Origin of the sequence: Bacillus tianshenii (assembly GCA_020524525.2) — a bacterium.
In the GTDB taxonomy this organism is placed as follows: Bacteria; Bacillota; Bacilli; order Bacillales; family Bacillaceae_N; genus Bacillus_AV.
In genome coordinates, this window is the sequence record CP129018.1 from 3,280,283 (window position 1) to 3,297,712 (window position 17,430).

Consider the following 17,430-nt stretch of genomic DNA (forward strand, 5'->3'; position numbering starts at 1 on the left):
TAACGTTAATGCTAACATATTTAAGAGCAGATGATGTCGAAACCAAAAAACCTCTCCAAAGAATTACTTCGGAGAGGTTTTACGTCCTTATTTTACTTTATTGAGAAGAGTTAACGAGTAAATTGCAGCCAAGCCTACAAGTATATATACAATTCGTGCAAGCGGGCTACCCATACCGCCAAAGATACCGCCTACTAAATCCCATTGGAACAGTCCGACCAACAACCAATTTAATCCACCTACAATAACTAATACCAGCGCTATAACATTTAAGCCTTTCATCGTTACATCCTCCTTTCATGTTTTGTATAAATATTGTTTACTATTTGTATAAACGTTTTGGAAATATCTTAAACTTATCGCGCCAATTTCTTAGAAAATTCATACTCTCGTATACAGAGAAAAGACGCTTTCCCTTAAGAAAAGCGCCTCCTCTACAGTTATTCATCTCTCAACTTAGAATACATGTTCAAGTCAATGAAGGTGCCGTTCACCTTTTCGTATTGTCTTAAGGTGCCTTCAAATGTAAAATCTAGCTTGTACAACAGTTTAATGGACTTAACATTTTGCGGCTCGACCTTCGCCTCCATTCTATTCACATCCAGATCATGAAACCCGTAATCCAGCAAAGTAGGAATCGCCTCTGAAGCATACCCTTTCCTCCAGAAGTCTCTCCCTAATTCATAAGCAATCTCAGCTCGATTATGTGCAAAATTAACATCGTTAAATCCGCATGTTCCAATAATTTGATTGGTTTTCTTAAGAAGCAACGTATAACGCATCGCCTGTTCTTTCTCAGCTAGCTCATTAAGATAAGCAATCATTTCTTCCACTTGCGCAAGACTTTGAAACGGTTCAATGTTCATGAATTTCGTAACCTCAGGATCAGACCAATAGGAAAACAAGGTTTGAGCATCGCTCAATTTTACTTGCCGTAAAACTAATCTTTTTGTTTCTAATTCAGTATTCAATGACGAACAACCTCCATATTTTCTTTTAGGATTGGTATTGTGTACGAATACTGTTAGCTACGCATCGTTCAGTCCCTTCAAGGAATTAATGGAAATGTTTGTTGAAATTACTTAGAAAGGTTCATGAGCCTTTCATCTTTTCGAAATAATCTTGAATGAGGTTAATAAATGTTAACACAATAGGGGGCAAATAATGATTCGTGTTTGTCGTTAAATACACAGTACGTGATATATTATGCGACTTATGAATCGGTTTAATGTGAAACTGATATTTTGTCGTACCCTTCACATAATTTTCTGGCACAACAGTTATACCTAAGCCGTTCTCAACTAAACTAATAGCCGTTTCAAACCGCTCAATCTCAAACTGAAGATTCGGTTTCACCCCCACTTTTCGAAATGTATTTAATATATCCTCACGAGTTTGAAAACCTTCTCTACAGACGATGAAAGGTTCTTGTTCAAGGTCATGAATCGTAAGAGCCTCCTTGTCAGCTAAGCTGCTCGAACTTGGCAGCAGCACGACAAGCTTCTCCTCATAGAGTGGGAGTGATTGAATATCGGGATTATCTATATATTGATTGGTAATCGCAAGGTGAATTGTATAGTTATCAAATGACTTTACTACTTCACTCGAGCTTAAAATGTCAAAGATTTTCATATGTACATTTGGATATTGCTGTTTGAATGCATATAGTACCTTTGGCAGCCAATATTTCGCTGATTCAATTAACCCAAGTGAAATTTCCAGAGGACCATCCTTCTTCAAACGAATCATTTCTTCCCTTACATGCTCCGAATGGTTTAATAGCTTCTTTGCTTCATGATATAAAATCTTCCCTTCCTTCGTTAGACGAAGTTCTCTAGAATTTCGATCTAACAGTGAGAACCCTATATTATGCTCGAGCTTTTTAATCGTAGCGCTTAATGATGGCTGTGAAATATGCAATTTTGCTGCTGCAGCAGTAAATGTCGTATGCTCTACTATCGTTACAAAGTACCTCAGCTCTCTCAAATCCATACAGAATTTCCCTTTCTATAGTTTGTATCTATTAATTCATTAAAAACATGTATTAGTAATTATATACTGCATTGCTTTAACATAAAAGAACGAACTATTTAGAATTTTTCAAGAAATGGAGGGATCCTGTTGTACACGCTGCCAAGTACGGAATGCTGGAGAGGTAGAATCGATAGTAAAACAGATCTTGCACAATTTCGCCTACATCAAATTGTCCAAATGACGAATCTAAATGAAGCAATGACGAAGGAAAGCTCATTTTGCATCATTGGCTTTGAAAGTGATGAAGGAGTGAAACGAAATAAAGGAAGAGTCGGAGCAAGTGAAGCACCAAACGAAATTAGAAAAGCACTAGCCGCTATTCCTGTTACCTTGGGCTCAGGAAAGAAACTAATGGATGCTGGTAATATCATTTGTGAAAACGAAGACTTAGAATCAGCACAAGAAGAGCTCGGACAACACCTTTCACGATTATATCAATATAACAAAACCCCGCTTATTCTTGGCGGCGGGCATGAAACCTTATATGGCCATTATCTCGGTGCTAGGAATTTTATAGGCCCTGATGCTTCTCTCGGAATCATTAACATCGATGCCCACTTTGACCTAAGAGATGATGAAAGACCTTCCTCGGGTACGATGTTCAAACAAATTTTAGCGAATGATCCAAACAGTCACTACTTATGCCTAGGGATACAAGAGCTCGCGAATACGAAAGCATTGTTTCAGAGCGCGAATGAGTACAACTGCAAATATATTTTGGAAGAAGACATCACAAAGAATCATTATGAAGCAACATTCAAGGCTATTGATGAATTTTCTCAGCATGATTATGTCATTGTTACCTTATGTACAGATTCAATTCTTGCATCTGCTGCCCCTGGCGTCAGCGCCCCCTCTCCATTTGGACTAGAGCCAAAGGTCGTTCGAACGCTACTACGATATATAGTGTCCAAACGAAATGTATTAAGCTTTGATCTATCAGAGGTAAATCCTCGCTTAGACCTTGATGGACGAACAACGAAATTAGCTGCATTATTAATAGCAGAAGCAATGAATCATTTTCATAAATAACTAACCTCATATAGAAAAGAGTGATCAAATGGAATTCGAAATCAATCAGCTGACAACAATCTTTCTAGCTGTAGCTGTTTTTATGGTAGGAAAATACTTGAACTCAAAAATTCATTTCTTAAATAAATTTTGTATTCCTGCACCTGTTATCGGTGGTCTCTTATTCGCAATCATTGCAACCGCTTTCAGAGGGTTGGGCATCGTGAACTTTGTGTTAGACACCTCCCTTCAAAGCTTATTCATGCTAACCTTCTTCACGACTGTCGGATTAGGAGCTAGCTTCGGATTAGTAAAGCTTGGTGGAAAATTATTAGTTCTCTACTGGTTATCATGTGGATTCCTCGCACTTGTTCAAAGTGTTATCGGTATCTCGCTTGCCACTTTGCTTAATCTAGATCCGTTGATTGGGGTTGTTGTCGGCGCTGTTTCAATGGAAGGCGGGCATGGAGCGGCAACTGCATTTGGTACTACAATTGAAGAAATGGGGATAGATTCAGCATTATCTATAGGACTAGCTGCCGCAACTGTTGGTCTTATCGCCGGAGGTCTGATTGGAGGCCCAATTGTTAAACACCTTATAAACAAATACAACCTGCAGCCTACAGAAGAAGATTATAGTCAAGAGGGACTCTCTATTAACAATGGCGAGAATACTAACATCGATTCAAAAACATTCATGATACAAGTATTCATTATTACATTCTGTATGGCCGCCGGCTCATATCTAGGTGAGTTATTCACTCAAACTACTGGTTTCTCGATTCCAAGCTATGTGAGCGCAATGTTCGTCGCAGTCATTGTTAGAAATATCATCGATCTATATAACAAAGACCTCATTCAAATGAAGAGTATTACAATCATCGGAGATGTGACATTAGGAATCTTCTTATCTATGGCACTTATGAGCATCAAGCTATGGGAAGTTGCGAACTTAGCTCTGCCACTGCTCATCATCGTTCTTGTCCAAGTTTTATTTATTGCTCTATTCGGTATGTTCGTCCTCTTCCGCTTACTCGGCAAAGATTACGATGCTGCTGTAATGGTAGGCGGCTTTACTGGGCACGGCCTAGGCGCAACGCCTAATGCCATTGCAAACATGGATGCAATCGTTCACAAGTTCGGTCCATCCCGCAAAGCTTTCTTAATCGTTCCTATCGTTGGCGCTTTCTTAATTGACGTATTTGCAATGCCAATCATCATCACCACTATTAATATGTTCAGTTAACGATGTATTACTATAAAACGCATGACAGCCCTTTGTTACTATACAATGGCTGTCATGCGTTTTTTTGATATAGCTTGTATCATTCTTTGCGAAATACTAAGGAATCCTGGGAGCAAGACACCAATAGTCGATATTTTTCAGTCGGACTGCTTTACACTAAGTATGGTGATCGTAACCAGGATGAGCCCCATTCCAAGGATTTGAATGATAGACAAATGACTACCAATAACCAGAACGCCGAATAATGAAGCTGTCACCGGCTCTATCATAGCAACCATTGAAGCAGTTGTTGGTGCTGTCTTTCGAAGGCCAATCACATAAAATATAAACGAAATTCCAGCCCCAATGATCCCTAATAGAATAAACCACCATATGTCACTTGACGTCACCACCCTAGCTGCTTCCCCATTGTTCATATAAAGAAAAAGGATGAGACAAAATGAAAGAAAGGCGACCGTTAAGGCGGTCTGCGGCTTTCCAATAGAAGAGGCATTTTTAAACCCGAAGATAAACAAGGCATAAGAAAGGCCAGCCGCAAGACCCGTTGCCGTTCCTATAAAACTCGCAGAAATCGATTCGATGTCGTAGGCACCTGTAAGCAAGATAATCCCAATAAGTACAACGAAAATGCTTCCCCATTTAAACCAAGTCGAACGTTCTATTCGTAATAAAAAGGAGATTAAAAGGACGAACACAGGTGCGGTATACATTAAAGTAGCCGCCACAGCAATGCTGGCAGATTTGATACTTAGAAAATAAAAAGTGAAGTTTCCCGCAACACCAACACCCGCTAAAAGAGCCCACATGTAAAAGCGAGTAGAGCTACTCCAATTTTGTTTAAAGCGAAAGAGGAACCATGCGAAAAAACATACAAATCCAACAGCCCCTCGGTAAAATGCAATTACAATAGGATCCCAGCCCTTGTTCATTAATATTTCAGCAATTCCTCCACTTATGCCCCAGCATATAGCAGCTAGTATAACTAAGCCTACACCTGCAAATCTCATCGTATGCCTCCTAATGATAAGCCATAATACGAATTTTCAATCACGCGGTTAAAAACCTAACGTGCAAATTCAATAGCCAAACCATTCTCTTTCCGCTGCTTTCCAAATATATGTTAATTTAAAAAGGTGTTAACGGTAATTCCTTTTATATCTCTTAATTAAACATAAATTAGTAATGGGTAAGGTAGTGTAGGTATACAGGGCGACTAAAGTAAATAGCAAAAAAGCGTCAAGAAACATGTAAGTTTCTTGACGCTTTTTTACTTATGGAATGGTTCCCCCCCCCCGATTAATCCGAAACGCCCGATAAATCTACTCCACCGAGATAAAGGTCCCTGTGATATTATCTCCACATAGTAAAGTATTACCGCACTGGGGGACAGGCACCAATAGTTCTCAGTAAAATTCTTCATAATTCTTTTCTATACAATAAAATGAATTCTCCTGCACACTTACCTATATACAACGAATAAAATAAGTAGAAAGTTAAAAACAGGAGGACAATCATGTATTCAAATCAACAATATTTTGTTCCATATTATAATGATTATTATCGGACGTTACTAGATACTCAACTTTTAAATGATATCCAAAAGGCAATTAATGCTGAGTATAGTGCCATTGCTTGTTACGAGAAAATAGCCAAAATGGCACCAACACAAGATGAAAAGAACAAAATACTTGAAATACAAAAAGATGAAAAACGACATCTTCAAGAATTTAGTAGGATTTATACAAGTTTAACAGGGAGTCAGCCATCATATCAAATCATTGAGGAATGTCCAGACAATTATAGAGCAGGCATTGAATTTGCCTTTAAAGATGAACAAGAGGCTGTAGATTTTTATTTAGATATCTCAGATAATGCACAGGATATTACAATCAAAGACAGATTTCGACGTGCAGCGTCAGATGAACAAAATCACGCTGTTTGGTTTTTGTTTTTTCTCGAAAAATCCGAAGGGAATGCAAACCCATAGGCAAATTGAAGACTATGGTGCTAAAGGGGCTTTAAGTGCTTCTTCATTGTCCTTGCCTCAAATGTTAACTTATGCCCTTCAGGACGAATATTTAGCCCAAGCACGGTATAATAATATTATTGGAAAATTTGGTAATGTACGAACGTTTGTACAAATCAGAGAAGCAGAAAAGAGACATATAAGTGCATTATTACCACTTTTCGAACGATATCAAGTACAATTCCCTAATGATATTTCTCAATCTTTTGTTTCAACTCCAGAAAATCTAAAGGCTGCATATGCAGCGGGTGTTCAAGGGGAAATAGATAATATATCTATGTACGAAAGATTTTTATCACTGAACATCCCTAATGATGTAAGAATTGTCTTTTCGCAACTACGTATTGCCTCTTTAAATCATTTAGCAGCATTTGAAAGAGGCCTCGCTAGAAATTAATTTTTATACTCACTTTATTGGGACGATTCATCGTCCCAATTTCCATTTACTATCGAGTAGTAAGGTGCCTGTGATATTATCCCCACATAGTAGACACGATTCGTCCGAGGGTGTTACCGTCAAATTTAGGAGTGATGAATCGTGAAAAAACAAAATCGTTATTCAAAAGAGTTTAAAGAAGAAATCGTCCAGTATTATGAAGAACATCCAGAGTTGGGTTACTTAAGTATAGCTCGAATTTTTGATCTCCCATCAGATGAAAGTGTGCGTCGTTGGGTGAAGCAGAAACAGGCACATGGAGATGAAGCGTTTAAACTCAAGCCAAGAAAGAAGGCAGCTACTTCACCAAGAAAGAAAATAAAGAAAAAGTCTTAACCAATTTCCGAGGAGTACTGGGAACATCCAAAGGAAGCGAATGAACGTATTGCTTTTTTAGAGGCAGAGAATGCATATTTAAAAAAGCTAATGGCCTTGCGGAAGTGGGAATCCAATTAACATCAAGCGATCACTATCAAATTATCGAAGATTTGTCTAATCATTTTCCTACCTGGGATTTATGTTATGTCTCACCAGTATCCCGCAGTGGTTTCTATAAGTGGCGACAACGTCAATATCAACCTTTAACAAAAAAACAACGTGAAGATGAAGAGCTTAAAACGCTTATTCTTGAGCTTCATCAGTACTTTCATCATACGTATGGCTATCCGCGTTTAACGCAGGAGATTAACACCCTTTATCATAAGCCAGTTAACCATAAACGTGTTTATCGTCTTCAGAAAGAGCTTGTATTCAAGCCCAAATTTATAAGCGTAAGAAAGCTCAGAAGCATGAAGGAAATAGTGCCGAGAATGTCTTAAATCGCGACTTTACAGCTGAAAAACCGTTTGAAAAATGGGTAACCGATATTACTTATTTACCAACAGGATTAACGCGTATGTATCTGTCTGTCATTTTGGATTTGTGTACGAATGAAGTCATCAGCTACCATATTAGTAATCAAAATGACAATGATCTTGTTATCCAAACACTGAATAAAGCCGTTGGAAAAGGTGATGTTAAAGGCACACTTCTTCATAGCGACCAGGGACATCAATATACGTCTAGGGATTATACTGCTTATTTAGAAAATGAAGAAATGATAAAGAGTATGTCTCGTCAGGCAAATTGTTGGGATAACGCACCCATTGAAAGTTTTTTTGGACATGTAAAAGAAGAAGCAGGAAGTTCGTGAGGTCATGGAAAACTATATCGAATTCTATAACTATGAACGAAGACAGAAAAAATTAAAAGGTCAAGCTTCTATGACTTATAAAGCCCAACTAGCAGCTTGACCCTTAGTTAATCTGTGTCTACTTGACAGGGGTACGCTCAGTACTGGGAGACAGTGCACCAATAATGAAAAATCCCCTTCCAAAAAGGCAGGGGATTAAACTGCTAATAAAGTTCCTTTTCTATTTTCACTAACCCTCGTTACAAATGGCAATTGCTTTACCTTTTCAATGTTTTCATCATTTAAAGTTATGAAGACAAGATTAACCATCTCATCAACATATGAAATCCTACCGTATTTTTCTAACAAATAAACTTTACCCAGTTCATTAACTTTTACCTTCATTTTCTTATTCATGTTATCTCCTCCAAGAATTTTTCTAGGTCGATTTTTCCATAACCTTGTTTTGTTCTTGGTACATTAATGAGTGGTTCGCAACTGCTTATTAAGTATTGTTTCACTTCTTTATTCTCTTTAAACATATTATATGTAGCACCTAAAAGTCCAGTTACAATTGGAGCTGCAAACGATGTGCCCTGAAAGTCGTGATTTACACCTAAGAAGGTTTCAACTCCATGACCTTGCGCAACTAAATCCGGCTTATTAGAATTAATATGTCCTTGTGAACTATAACATGCCACTGTCTTTCCCGTTTTATCCAGTGCACCAACAGAAATTGCATTCTCTGCACAAGCTGGACAATGTGTGTAACTTCCATTGTTACCCATTGCAGCAACTATAATATAACCCATTTTTTCCATAGCATTAATTTTGTCAGCTAGGTCACAATCTCCTTGGCATTTAGCATCCATGCCAAGTGATAAATTGATAACCTTTACATCAGATAATGTTGTGACCCAATCCAGTGCTCTAAATACATCCTCCTCATCAATATCATTATCTCTAATACAAACCTTTGCCGAATAAATTTTTGCCTTAGAAATTATATTTAGTATTTGTCCTATAACTATTGAACCATGTCCACATGTATCATAAGAATTGGGGTGATTTGTAAAATTCATCGCACATTCAACTTCACCCACACGTTCAATATCATATCCTGAATCAATTACTGCTATTTTAGTTCCTAACCCATAAAGCCCTTTATCTCTTAATGGTTTTAAGTTGAGTTCGGGCGTAGGTTTAACTTTGAGATGAACAGTTTTTTGATTTTTTGGTAAATCCAATAATCTTCCTATTCTTGTCTCCTTTATTGATTTAATAAAATCAAATTCATATAACTCATCTTTATCATTGGTTTCCACAATAATAAAGTCATTTAAAATAGCATCAAAATGTTTCACTTTTATATTATTACTTTGTAATATTTGTTGAATCCCCTTATTATATTCCTGATTCAAGCGAACATTAAATTTAGTCATATTTTTTCTCTCCTAATCGGTAGTTTGACTAGAAGCTGGCTTCTCGTTGTAAATTCAGTATTCTACACTTTAATTAAAAATCCTGCAATACTTAATTTTACTTAAGCACATATTGATTTGATTAATGAGTGAATTTCATAATTCTGAGCCTTTGCGGCTCAAAGGTTTCAAGGCATAAAAAATGGAGCACCTCCCCAAGTCTTGTATAATGGTAAGTAACCACACAAACCAAAAGACTGGAGGGACTCCCTATGTCTATTATACGACAAGAGAGCTTATTTAGCATTCAAGAATTATTTGAGGTGGAACCTACCCAAAAATATGAAGCCATCATTTCAACTATTGATTTGGATGCAATCTATCAAGATGTAGCGAAAAAATCTCGACTTGGTGCGCCTGAGGATCTTAATTACGCTGCTATGATTATCTCTATTTTTATTCGTTACATTGAACGAATCCCCACAATTAAAAATCTAGTAAAACACTTGGATGATAATCTCAATTTCAAATTAAATTACGGGTTTCTTGTTTCAGACAATCCCCCGTCTGAAGCTTCTTACTCTCGACTCATCACGAAATTAAGTGAATCAAATAGTTTAGAGAAATCCAAAGAAAAAGTTGTCATTCAAGCAATTGAAGAAGGATTCATCTTTGATGATACGATTGCCATTGATGCCACTCACTTTGAGGCTCGTGGCTCAAAGGCTTGGAAAGACATTTTCAAACGCCGTACAGCTGTCGGGGTAATTGGGGACAGTCCCCCACCATGGTAAAGTATTAAAGTAGAGAGCATATATTAAATGCTTTCTGCTTTTTTATAGCCCCCTTAACCATAGGTTCAGAATATCCTAAATGGTATTCTTCATCATCATACAAACATTAACCATCTACCGTTAATCACTTTTCCTATGCCATTAAGAAACTTTTAAGAGGTGCATATTAAACCCTTCTTCATACCGACTATTTACAAAATCACTATCAAGGGTTGCAAGGTATTTACATTAATTCGTTCTGATAAAGGTGCCTGTCCCCCCACTATAGTAAAGTTTTACCGCACTGAGGAACAGGCACCAATACAGGACGACTAGAGTAAATAGCAAAAAGCGTCAAGAAACATGTAAGTGTTCTTGACGCTTCTTTTATTTATGATAAGGCTCCCCCCGATTTATCCGAAATGCCCGATAAATCTGCTCCACCAAAATCAGCCGCATCATCTGGTGGGGAAAGGTCATTTTCGAGAAAGACAGCGCCAGGTCTGCACGCTGCATGACTTCATCACTTAATCCTAACGATCCCCCAATAATAAAGGCAATTTTGCTTTTGCCGTAGGTTGCGAGCTGGTCGAGTTGTTTGGCGAGCTGCTCTGAGGTGAGCATTTTTCCTTCGATTGCAAGGGCGATGACATATGTGTCTGGTGAGATTTTGTTTAGGATGCGTTCGCCTTCTTTTTGCTTCACTTGCTGCATTTCGGTTTCGCTTAATTGCTCTGGAGCTTTTTCGTCTGGTAGTTCGATTATGTCGACTTTAGCGTAGGGCTGAAGTCGCTTTGTAAATTCGTTAATTCCGTTTTTAAGATATTTTTCTTTTAGTTTACCCACAGTTAACAATGTGATGTTCAACTTTATCCCCCATTCATAAACAGGTTTTCCACAGATTTTATCCACATATCCACATATAAATGGAATTCTTCTGACTATTCACTCGATTCGACCATGTATTTTGCTTCATTTTCACAATACGCACATCGTTTGTCATCATTCTCTTCGAACTTGGCTTCTTCCAGCTGTGGCGCTGTTCCACTCTCATCTACGATATCATCTAGTGCTAAATCAACATGCTCTTTACAACAAAAAATCATACTATTCCTCCTATTTATTCACACCTGTGGATAAGTTGTGAATAAGCTGTTTTTGTTTTTTATCCCTTATGTAAATTGCCTTTTTCCACAGAAAAGAAACAGGGCTCTTTCACCCTGTTTCCATTCTCTTAATATGTTCCTTCTGATGCAAGCTTAATTTCTGCTGAATTCTTCTGGCCGTTACGATAATACGTGATTGTCATTGTATCACCAATTTCTTTGTTGTTGTAGAGATATTTCCGCAGCTGAATGACATTCTTTACTTCTTGTCCATCCAACTGTGTAATGACATCTAGTTCCTGTAAGCCTGCTTTTCCTGCTGGAGAGCCAGGTACGACGCCAACGACAAATACTCCGTGATTCACGTCTTTCGGTAATTTTAATGATTCTTGCCAGTGGTAGCTTGGAATTTCAGAAAGTGAACGCATGCTGATTCCCATAAATGGACGTTTCACTTCACCAAACTTCTCAAGATCCTCGATAATTGGTTGTACCGTACTCATCGGAATGGCAAAGCCAATTCCTTCAACTGATTGCTGAGCAATTTTCATTGAATTAATCCCAACAACCTGTCCATCCAGATTGACTAATGCCCCGCCACTGTTCCCGGGGTTAATGGCTGCATCTGTTTGTAACACTTCTGCTTGCCAGTCAATTTGACCATCTTTATTAATATCAATATCAATGGAACGTTCTGTGCCGCTGACGATCCCGCTTGTCACAGAGCCTGCAAATTGAAGACCAAGTGGATTTCCAATCGCAAGTACGCGTTCACCAGCTTGTAAGTTTTCAGAAGTACCAAATTCAGCAACCTTCTTCACATGCTTCGCATCGATTCGAAGAACAGCTAAATCAGTAAACATATCGCTACCGAGTAATTCAGCAGGAACACGCGAGCCATCACTTAAGCTAACCTCAAGCTTAGAAGCCCCTTCTACAACATGGTGATTCGTCACGACAAAGGCACTGCCATCTGTTTTCTTGTAAATAACCCCTGAGCCTGTGCCCGCTTCCGTTGCTCCTTGTTGCTGCCAGAATGTTGTTTCTTGAATATTTACGACGCCAACAACCGCATCGGAGGCCTTATCTACAGCTTGAGTTACTGCTGTTTCAACATCCACATTAATTGTTTTCGTTTCTCCTGGTTGTTGAACACCCGCTTCATCTTGCTCTTCTTGATTTTCACCAATTCCTGAGATGTCATAAGGGAGGATGTCCCATTGACTTAGAAAAGGCAGGGAAAAAACAATAATAAGCGCACCTATCACAGCTCCGATAATACCTGCAATAAACCCTTCTGATCTGTTACCTTTTTGTCTGCGAGGAGGTTCCTTGTAATCTTGATCGTAATAACCCATCGCTTCACCAATCCTTTCCATGACCGATAGCACTTGTTACTAAAGTACATAAAAAGCCTCTCTACCATGACTTTCCTCATGAAAATTGAGGGTAAACATGCCAATGTTCTTTTTATACAAACAACATTTCTGTTGGTTTTGTCGGGTCTGTATCGTACAACTCAAACTGTTCACCAGGACCAAAACCTCGTTGTTCTAATACTTGTGCTACTGACATACGGGCTAGATCTTTCATGTTATTATCTTTGCTTAAATGCGCTAAATAAATACGCTTTGTTTGATCGCCAATAATATCAGTTAAAGCAAGGGCTGCATCCTCATTCGAGACATGGCCAACATCGCTTAGAATTCGACGCTTTACATTCCACGGGTAACGTCCCATTCGAAGCATCCCTACATCATGATTGGATTCAAAGACAAGGGCATCAGAATTTTTTACCGTCCCTTTAATTCGCTCACTTACATATCCTAAGTCTGTTACTAGTGAAATTTTCTTTCCTTCATAATGAAAAACATAAAACATCGGTTCAGCAGCATCATGTGAAACACCGAAGGATTCAACATCTAGGTCACCGAATGAGCGAACAGTTTCCATATCAAAAATGAATTTTTGCTCGGTTGGAACGGCTCCAATATGCCCTTCCATTGCATTCCACGTCTTTTCATTGGCGTAGATCGGCAGGTTATACCGCCTAGCAAGAATGCCTAATCCCTTAATATGGTCACTATGCTCATGTGTGACCAAAATACCGTTCAATTCCTTTGGATTAATATCCACTCGCTTCATCAACTGCTCCATTTGCTTTCCGCTTAATCCGGCATCAACTAGTAATTTTTGATTTTCCGTACCAATATAGAACGCATTACCAGAGCTGCCGCTTGCTAATACGCTAAAATGTAAACTCATTATTTTCCACTCCACCTTCTACGAGCTCCATAATCTGTCCTTCGATCGCATTCACAAAATAATTCGTTTCTTCATTAATTTGTATGTGCCATGTAGGGGCAAAGAATTGCACATCGCCCGAGAGCGGAACGACCTTATAATAACCTAATTCGATATTGGACACATTACTTCCATACGTCAAATAATTTTTCCGATAGAGGCTTTCAAGAGCTCGAATTCCTTGTAAAATATCTTGGTTGTTTCCTTCATCATCAACCTCTTGAATGTTTTCTAAGTGGGCTTGCTCATACCCAATAATTTGATTCTTTTCATCAAGCTGAATTGACAGAAGTCCATTCTCATTATAATAAATCATCCGGTCATTGTAAGTCTGGAAAAGCAATAATTTATTGGTTTCTTTATTCCATTTCCAAACCTTATATTCTCTTCCATCATACACATAGCTTTCAAGAAACTCTTCTAATCTATCTTCCACATTATTTTCATGAAGAGGATATGGCTTATCTAATATCGAAACAATCGGTCCGTCATGAATAAGTGTAATGGTTTGATGCGTGAGCTTCTCTAATTCCTGCCTCGTAAATTTCTTCTTCTCTGCTCTAATAAATGGCTCTTCCACGGTTTCTTCAGGAATATCAGGGTAAGAAATATTTTCAGCCTGCAGCTGCTCTTCAATTTTCGTTTCCCTTATCCATGATAATTGACTGCTTGCATTCCGTTTATCGATAAATTGAAAAACAAGAAATAAATCAAGGATAAGAAATGTCAAAATGAAGATTGTTTTTATCTTATTCCAATCCATTTGCACTTCCCCCTTGATCCGTCAGATTAATCTTGTACCACTTTCCATTGTACTGTACATACCAAACTGGTTTGAATTGTACGACTGAAGCTTGATATCCGACAGGCACGAATTGATAGCCAAGCGTAGCTCGATTTAATTTTTCAGGACTGTATTTAGGGAATGTCTTTTTCAGTGCTTGAATGAGCTTATATCCCGATGGTACCGTTTCTTGTTCACTTTCCTTGTCTAGCTTGAAACGCAGGTTTAACAATGAGCGCGAGTACTCATAGATCTGCTCATCACGGAATGATTGTTGAATAGTAACGAGTTCCTGAGTGTTTTTTAAGTTAAAGACAGGTAAATTCCCGACAATTAAACGATACGTTACATCTTGATTACTTCCATCCCAATGATTTAGACGATAAAAGTCCGTCCAGCCTGAATGATCATTGATAAATTCAATCCCATTCAGAAGCATTTGCTTACTTTTTTCATTTGGAGCCTCTCCATCTGTTGGATTCACATAACGCATCAGCATATCATTATGAAAAACCTCCAGCGCTCTTGTGCCGTCTGTGAATGAACGTTCTCCTTGTCCTGATCCATATTGTTTTACAACAGTCGGATCGTTAAATAAAGCATTCTTAAAATCACCCGACTCTAATAATTGAGCTGAATAGGTCAATCTCGGGATGTTCACCTTTTCATCAGGAAGGTATAAATAACGAGTTGCATTAATTGGATAAACAAAGTACTCCAGGTTATTCGAAGCACGCTTTCGGGCAGCCTTCATACCTTGAGCAATATTTTGCTCAATTGTTGCCCGTACTACCTTCTGTTCATCCATCGAGATAAAATACATAGTGAATTTGTTCTTCCCTTGATCAGGCCACCTAATCAGAAGCCGGTCAACACTTTGTAAGGCAATTTGCTCTGATGTTTTAAATAACTTACTGAACACATAAGACGGAATAGAAGTGGGATAAATAACTTCAGTACTGCCATTTTGTCTTATAAAAGACGGGAGTCCTTTTTCCTTTACAGCAGCAGAAACATCCTCAATTGACTTTGCTTCCCACTTTGTTAGCTGCTGGTTAAATGCTTGAATATCTTCATTTTTGCGCATACCAAAATGCTTGTCATCTTCATGATAGACAACCAATTCAGGTTGAACAATTTCAGCAAGGCTTCGCTTATTGCCAATCGCAACTTCTTGTAAGTATGTATTGTCATTAATCGTTTCATATTGTGGCTGATACGTCCACAGCCCCCACGTAAGCATAAAGCTCAATGATACTAATAACGTCAATACAACTGCTTTTGCATGTTCTAAGTTCATGCCTTCCCAACCTCACTATGCTTTCCAAGCGGTAAAATAAATGATATGGTCGTTCCTTCTCCTTCAACGCTTTCCGCCCACACTTTTCCGTCATGCAGCTCAATTATTTCCTTGGCAATAGCCAAGCCTAATCCTGTTCCACCTAATTTCCGGGTGCGTGCTTTATCGACCCGGTAAAAACGTTCAAAGATCTTGGCAAGATTATTCTTTGGAATGCCCATTCCTTCATCACTAATCCGTACAGTCATTGACCGCTTCTGCTTTATTAATTCAAACCTTACTGTACCGCCTTCAGGTGAATACTTTAATGCATTGGAAATAATATTATCGAGCACCTGTGTCATCTTGTCTTGATCAATATAGACTTCTAAGCTTTCTTGAGGTAGATCCCGCTGAAAGCTAACGTTTTGAGCCTTTGTCATCTCGAATCGTTCAATCACTTGCTCGAACATCTCTGTGAAATCAATCATTTCGAAATCAAGCCGATAATCCTTACTATCTAGCTTTGAAAGCTGAAGCAATGCATTAACGAGCCTAATCATCCGCTCTGTTTCATTTTGGGTCACATTTAAAAAACGTGGTGCAATTCCTTCATCTCGCCACGCTCCATCTGTTAATGCTTCCAAATAACTCCGCATCGTTGTAAGCGGCGTTCGTAATTCATGCGAAACATTTGCAACAAATTCTTTTCGTTCTCTGTCAATCTTCTCTTGTTCCGTTACATCTTGAAGCACCGTAATAAAGCCATTTGGGCTCTCATCTTTTAAAATCAGCGAGAAATTCGCCTTCAAAATATACGATTTCATATTCTCACTGAAATCAAGCAGAACGGAATAATTATTATCCTGCAGTTGATCCATCACAATTTCTTGGTCCAACTCTAACACTTCATCGACTGGTTTCCCAATAATGGTGTCACGCGAAACGTCCAGCATCTCAATAGCCGGATCATTAACCAAAATAACGTTCCCTTTATGATCCGCCGCAATTACCCCGTCACTCATATGCTCCAGCACAGAAGTCAGCTTACGCCGTTCATCCTCTGTCGTTGCTTTCGCTTCTTGGAGCTTTTCTGTTAGATCATTGAACGTCAAGGCAAGCTGCCCAATTTCATCATCACTATAGACCCGAACATTTTGTGAGAAATCTCCTTTTGCCATCACTAATGCCTGCCTGCGCATATCTGAAATTGGTCTTGTGATAGCCCGGGCAAGCACTACACCTAAGACTGCCGTAATAACGAGGGCGATCCCGGTCCCGGCTGCAAAGATTTGGTTAATTTCACGCATTTGAGAATACACTTTTTCCATGGAAGCTTCGACATAGAGAACCCCGGCCACATCAGAAGAGGTCTTAATTGGAATAATTAAGACCCACATTCGATGACCATTCTTCGGATCCGCCAATACCTGCTTGGACTCTGTCCCTGACAGAAGCGTCTGCTTAACGCGGATCTCTGTTGTACGCTTGCCGATAATCCCTTGGTTATTAGGATTGGACGTACTAATCACTCTTCCTTTATTATCAATAACTTGGATCTCTGAAATATCATCCGAAGTGAAGTTACGCAGTTGTTGGTGAATACTCTCCTGCAAAACAGGAAGCTCATCCCCATTTACTTTTTTTAATTCCTGCTCCACGCTATAAGCAATCAATTGCACACGTCCATTCACAGAGTTCGTAAAGTTCGCAATGAGATGCTCTTCAAGCTTTTGTACAAAGTAGACCCCAATTATTTGCATAGCAACAAGAATTAAGAGGACATAAATTAATATAAACTTCGAATGAACCGACTTAAACAGACCAAACCGTTTCATC

At 38.7% G+C, this 17,430-nt stretch carries 20 protein-coding genes and 1 pseudogene; 8 read left to right on the plus strand and 13 right to left on the minus strand.

Annotation, left to right across the window (positions count from 1 at the left end; genetic code table 11):
• Window positions 1–87: 87 nt before the first annotated feature.
• The 3 genes from LC040_16410 to LC040_16420 form a co-directional block, all read right to left on the minus strand.
• Window positions 88–282 (minus strand): DUF378 domain-containing protein, encoded by a 195-nt coding sequence (locus LC040_16410; protein WLR50822.1) that lies wholly within the window; start codon window positions 280–282, stop codon window positions 88–90.
• 158 nt (window positions 283–440) lie between these two features.
• A complete protein-coding gene (locus LC040_16415) occupies window positions 441–971 on the minus strand; it encodes a GNAT family protein (protein WLR50823.1) in 531 nt (176 codons plus the stop codon).
• Window positions 972–1,092: 121 nt separating this feature from the next.
• Window positions 1,093–1,992: a LysR family transcriptional regulator gene (locus LC040_16420; GenBank protein WLR50824.1), complete on the minus strand. Its 900-nt coding sequence runs from the start codon at window positions 1,990–1,992 to the stop codon at window positions 1,093–1,095.
• A 138-nt stretch (window positions 1,993–2,130) separates the two neighbouring features.
• Here LC040_16420 and hutG point away from each other — a divergent pair, with 138 nt between their 5' ends.
• Together hutG and gltS are read left to right on the plus strand one after the other, a co-directional pair.
• Window positions 2,131–3,066: a formimidoylglutamase gene (gene hutG / locus LC040_16425; GenBank protein WLR53319.1), complete on the plus strand. Its 936-nt coding sequence runs from the start codon at window positions 2,131–2,133 to the stop codon at window positions 3,064–3,066.
• 28 nt (window positions 3,067–3,094) lie between these two features.
• Complete coding sequence (gene gltS / locus LC040_16430; GenBank protein ID WLR50825.1) at window positions 3,095–4,291, plus strand: sodium/glutamate symporter; 1,197 nt, start codon at window positions 3,095–3,097, stop codon at window positions 4,289–4,291.
• Window positions 4,292–4,428: 137 nt separating this feature from the next.
• Here gltS and LC040_16435 read toward each other — a convergent pair whose 3' ends face one another.
• Window positions 4,429–5,298 (minus strand): DMT family transporter, encoded by an 870-nt coding sequence (locus LC040_16435; GenBank protein ID WLR50826.1) that lies wholly within the window; start codon window positions 5,296–5,298, stop codon window positions 4,429–4,431.
• Window positions 5,299–5,804: 506 nt separating this feature from the next.
• On the opposite strand from LC040_16435, the gene LC040_16440 reads away from it, so the two are divergent.
• The 5 genes from LC040_16440 (at window position 5,805) to LC040_16460 (ending at window position 7,945) form a co-directional block, all read left to right on the plus strand.
• Entirely contained in the window at window positions 5,805–6,278 is a 474-nt protein-coding gene (locus LC040_16440) for a ferritin-like domain-containing protein (protein WLR50827.1), read from the plus strand.
• Window positions 6,211–6,714: a DUF2202 domain-containing protein gene (locus tag LC040_16445; GenBank protein WLR50828.1), complete on the plus strand. Its 504-nt coding sequence runs from the start codon at window positions 6,211–6,213 to the stop codon at window positions 6,712–6,714. The genes LC040_16440 and LC040_16445 overlap by 68 nt, the downstream gene beginning before the upstream one ends.
• A 141-nt stretch (window positions 6,715–6,855) precedes the next feature.
• Window positions 6,856–7,089 carry a transposase gene (locus tag LC040_16450; protein ID WLR50829.1) on the plus strand — a complete coding sequence of 78 codons (234 nt, stop codon included), beginning with the start codon at window positions 6,856–6,858 and terminating at the stop codon, window positions 7,087–7,089.
• Between the two features lie 104 nt (window positions 7,090–7,193).
• A complete protein-coding gene (locus LC040_16455) occupies window positions 7,194–7,571 on the plus strand; it encodes an IS3 family transposase (GenBank protein ID WLR50830.1) in 378 nt (125 codons plus the stop codon).
• Window positions 7,514–7,945 carry an IS3 family transposase gene (locus LC040_16460; protein ID WLR53320.1) on the plus strand — a complete coding sequence of 144 codons (432 nt, stop codon included), beginning with the start codon at window positions 7,514–7,516 and terminating at the stop codon, window positions 7,943–7,945. The genes LC040_16455 and LC040_16460 overlap by 58 nt, the downstream gene beginning before the upstream one ends.
• A 195-nt stretch (window positions 7,946–8,140) precedes the next feature.
• Here the strand turns inward: LC040_16460 and LC040_16465 are convergent, their stop codons facing one another.
• Both LC040_16465 and LC040_16470 read right to left on the minus strand, forming a co-directional pair.
• Window positions 8,141–8,341 carry a DUF2129 domain-containing protein gene (locus LC040_16465; GenBank protein WLR50831.1) on the minus strand — a complete coding sequence of 67 codons (201 nt, stop codon included), beginning with the start codon at window positions 8,339–8,341 and terminating at the stop codon, window positions 8,141–8,143.
• Window positions 8,338–9,366 carry a S8/S53 family peptidase gene (locus tag LC040_16470; GenBank protein WLR50832.1) on the minus strand — a complete coding sequence of 343 codons (1,029 nt, stop codon included), beginning with the start codon at window positions 9,364–9,366 and terminating at the stop codon, window positions 8,338–8,340. Before LC040_16470 ends, LC040_16465 begins: the two co-directional genes overlap by 4 nt.
• Window positions 9,367–9,617: 251 nt before the next feature.
• On the opposite strand from LC040_16470, the pseudogene LC040_16475 reads away from it, so the two are divergent.
• Window positions 9,618–10,061: pseudogene (locus LC040_16475) on the plus strand (transposase).
• A gap of 444 nt (window positions 10,062–10,505) precedes the next feature.
• On the opposite strand, the gene rlmH reads toward LC040_16475, so the two are convergent.
• The 7 genes from rlmH to walK form a co-directional block, all read right to left on the minus strand.
• Entirely contained in the window at window positions 10,506–10,985 is a 480-nt protein-coding gene (gene rlmH, locus LC040_16480; protein ID WLR50833.1) for a 23S rRNA (pseudouridine(1915)-N(3))-methyltransferase RlmH, read from the minus strand.
• 74 nt (window positions 10,986–11,059) lie between these two features.
• The gene (locus LC040_16485) at window positions 11,060–11,224 is read right to left on the minus strand and encodes a CxxH/CxxC protein (protein WLR50834.1); all 165 of its coding nucleotides are present in this window, start codon (window positions 11,222–11,224) and stop codon (window positions 11,060–11,062) included.
• Window positions 11,225–11,352: 128 nt separating this feature from the next.
• The gene (locus tag LC040_16490) at window positions 11,353–12,582 is read right to left on the minus strand and encodes a S1C family serine protease (GenBank protein ID WLR53321.1); all 1,230 of its coding nucleotides are present in this window, start codon (window positions 12,580–12,582) and stop codon (window positions 11,353–11,355) included.
• A 112-nt stretch (window positions 12,583–12,694) separates the two neighbouring features.
• Window positions 12,695–13,489 carry an MBL fold metallo-hydrolase gene (locus LC040_16495; protein WLR50835.1) on the minus strand — a complete coding sequence of 265 codons (795 nt, stop codon included), beginning with the start codon at window positions 13,487–13,489 and terminating at the stop codon, window positions 12,695–12,697.
• On the minus strand, window positions 13,473–14,291 hold the full coding sequence (gene yycI, locus LC040_16500; protein WLR50836.1) for a two-component system regulatory protein YycI: 819 nt from the start codon (window positions 14,289–14,291) through the stop codon (window positions 13,473–13,475). The genes LC040_16495 and yycI overlap by 17 nt, the downstream gene beginning before the upstream one ends.
• Window positions 14,278–15,612: a two-component system activity regulator YycH gene (gene yycH, locus LC040_16505; protein WLR50837.1), complete on the minus strand. Its 1,335-nt coding sequence runs from the start codon at window positions 15,610–15,612 to the stop codon at window positions 14,278–14,280. The genes yycI and yycH overlap by 14 nt, the downstream gene beginning before the upstream one ends.
• Window positions 15,609–17,429 carry a cell wall metabolism sensor histidine kinase WalK gene (gene walK / locus LC040_16510; protein WLR50838.1) on the minus strand — a complete coding sequence of 607 codons (1,821 nt, stop codon included), beginning with the start codon at window positions 17,427–17,429 and terminating at the stop codon, window positions 15,609–15,611. The genes yycH and walK overlap by 4 nt, the downstream gene beginning before the upstream one ends.
• Window position 17,430: the final 1 nt, after the last annotated feature.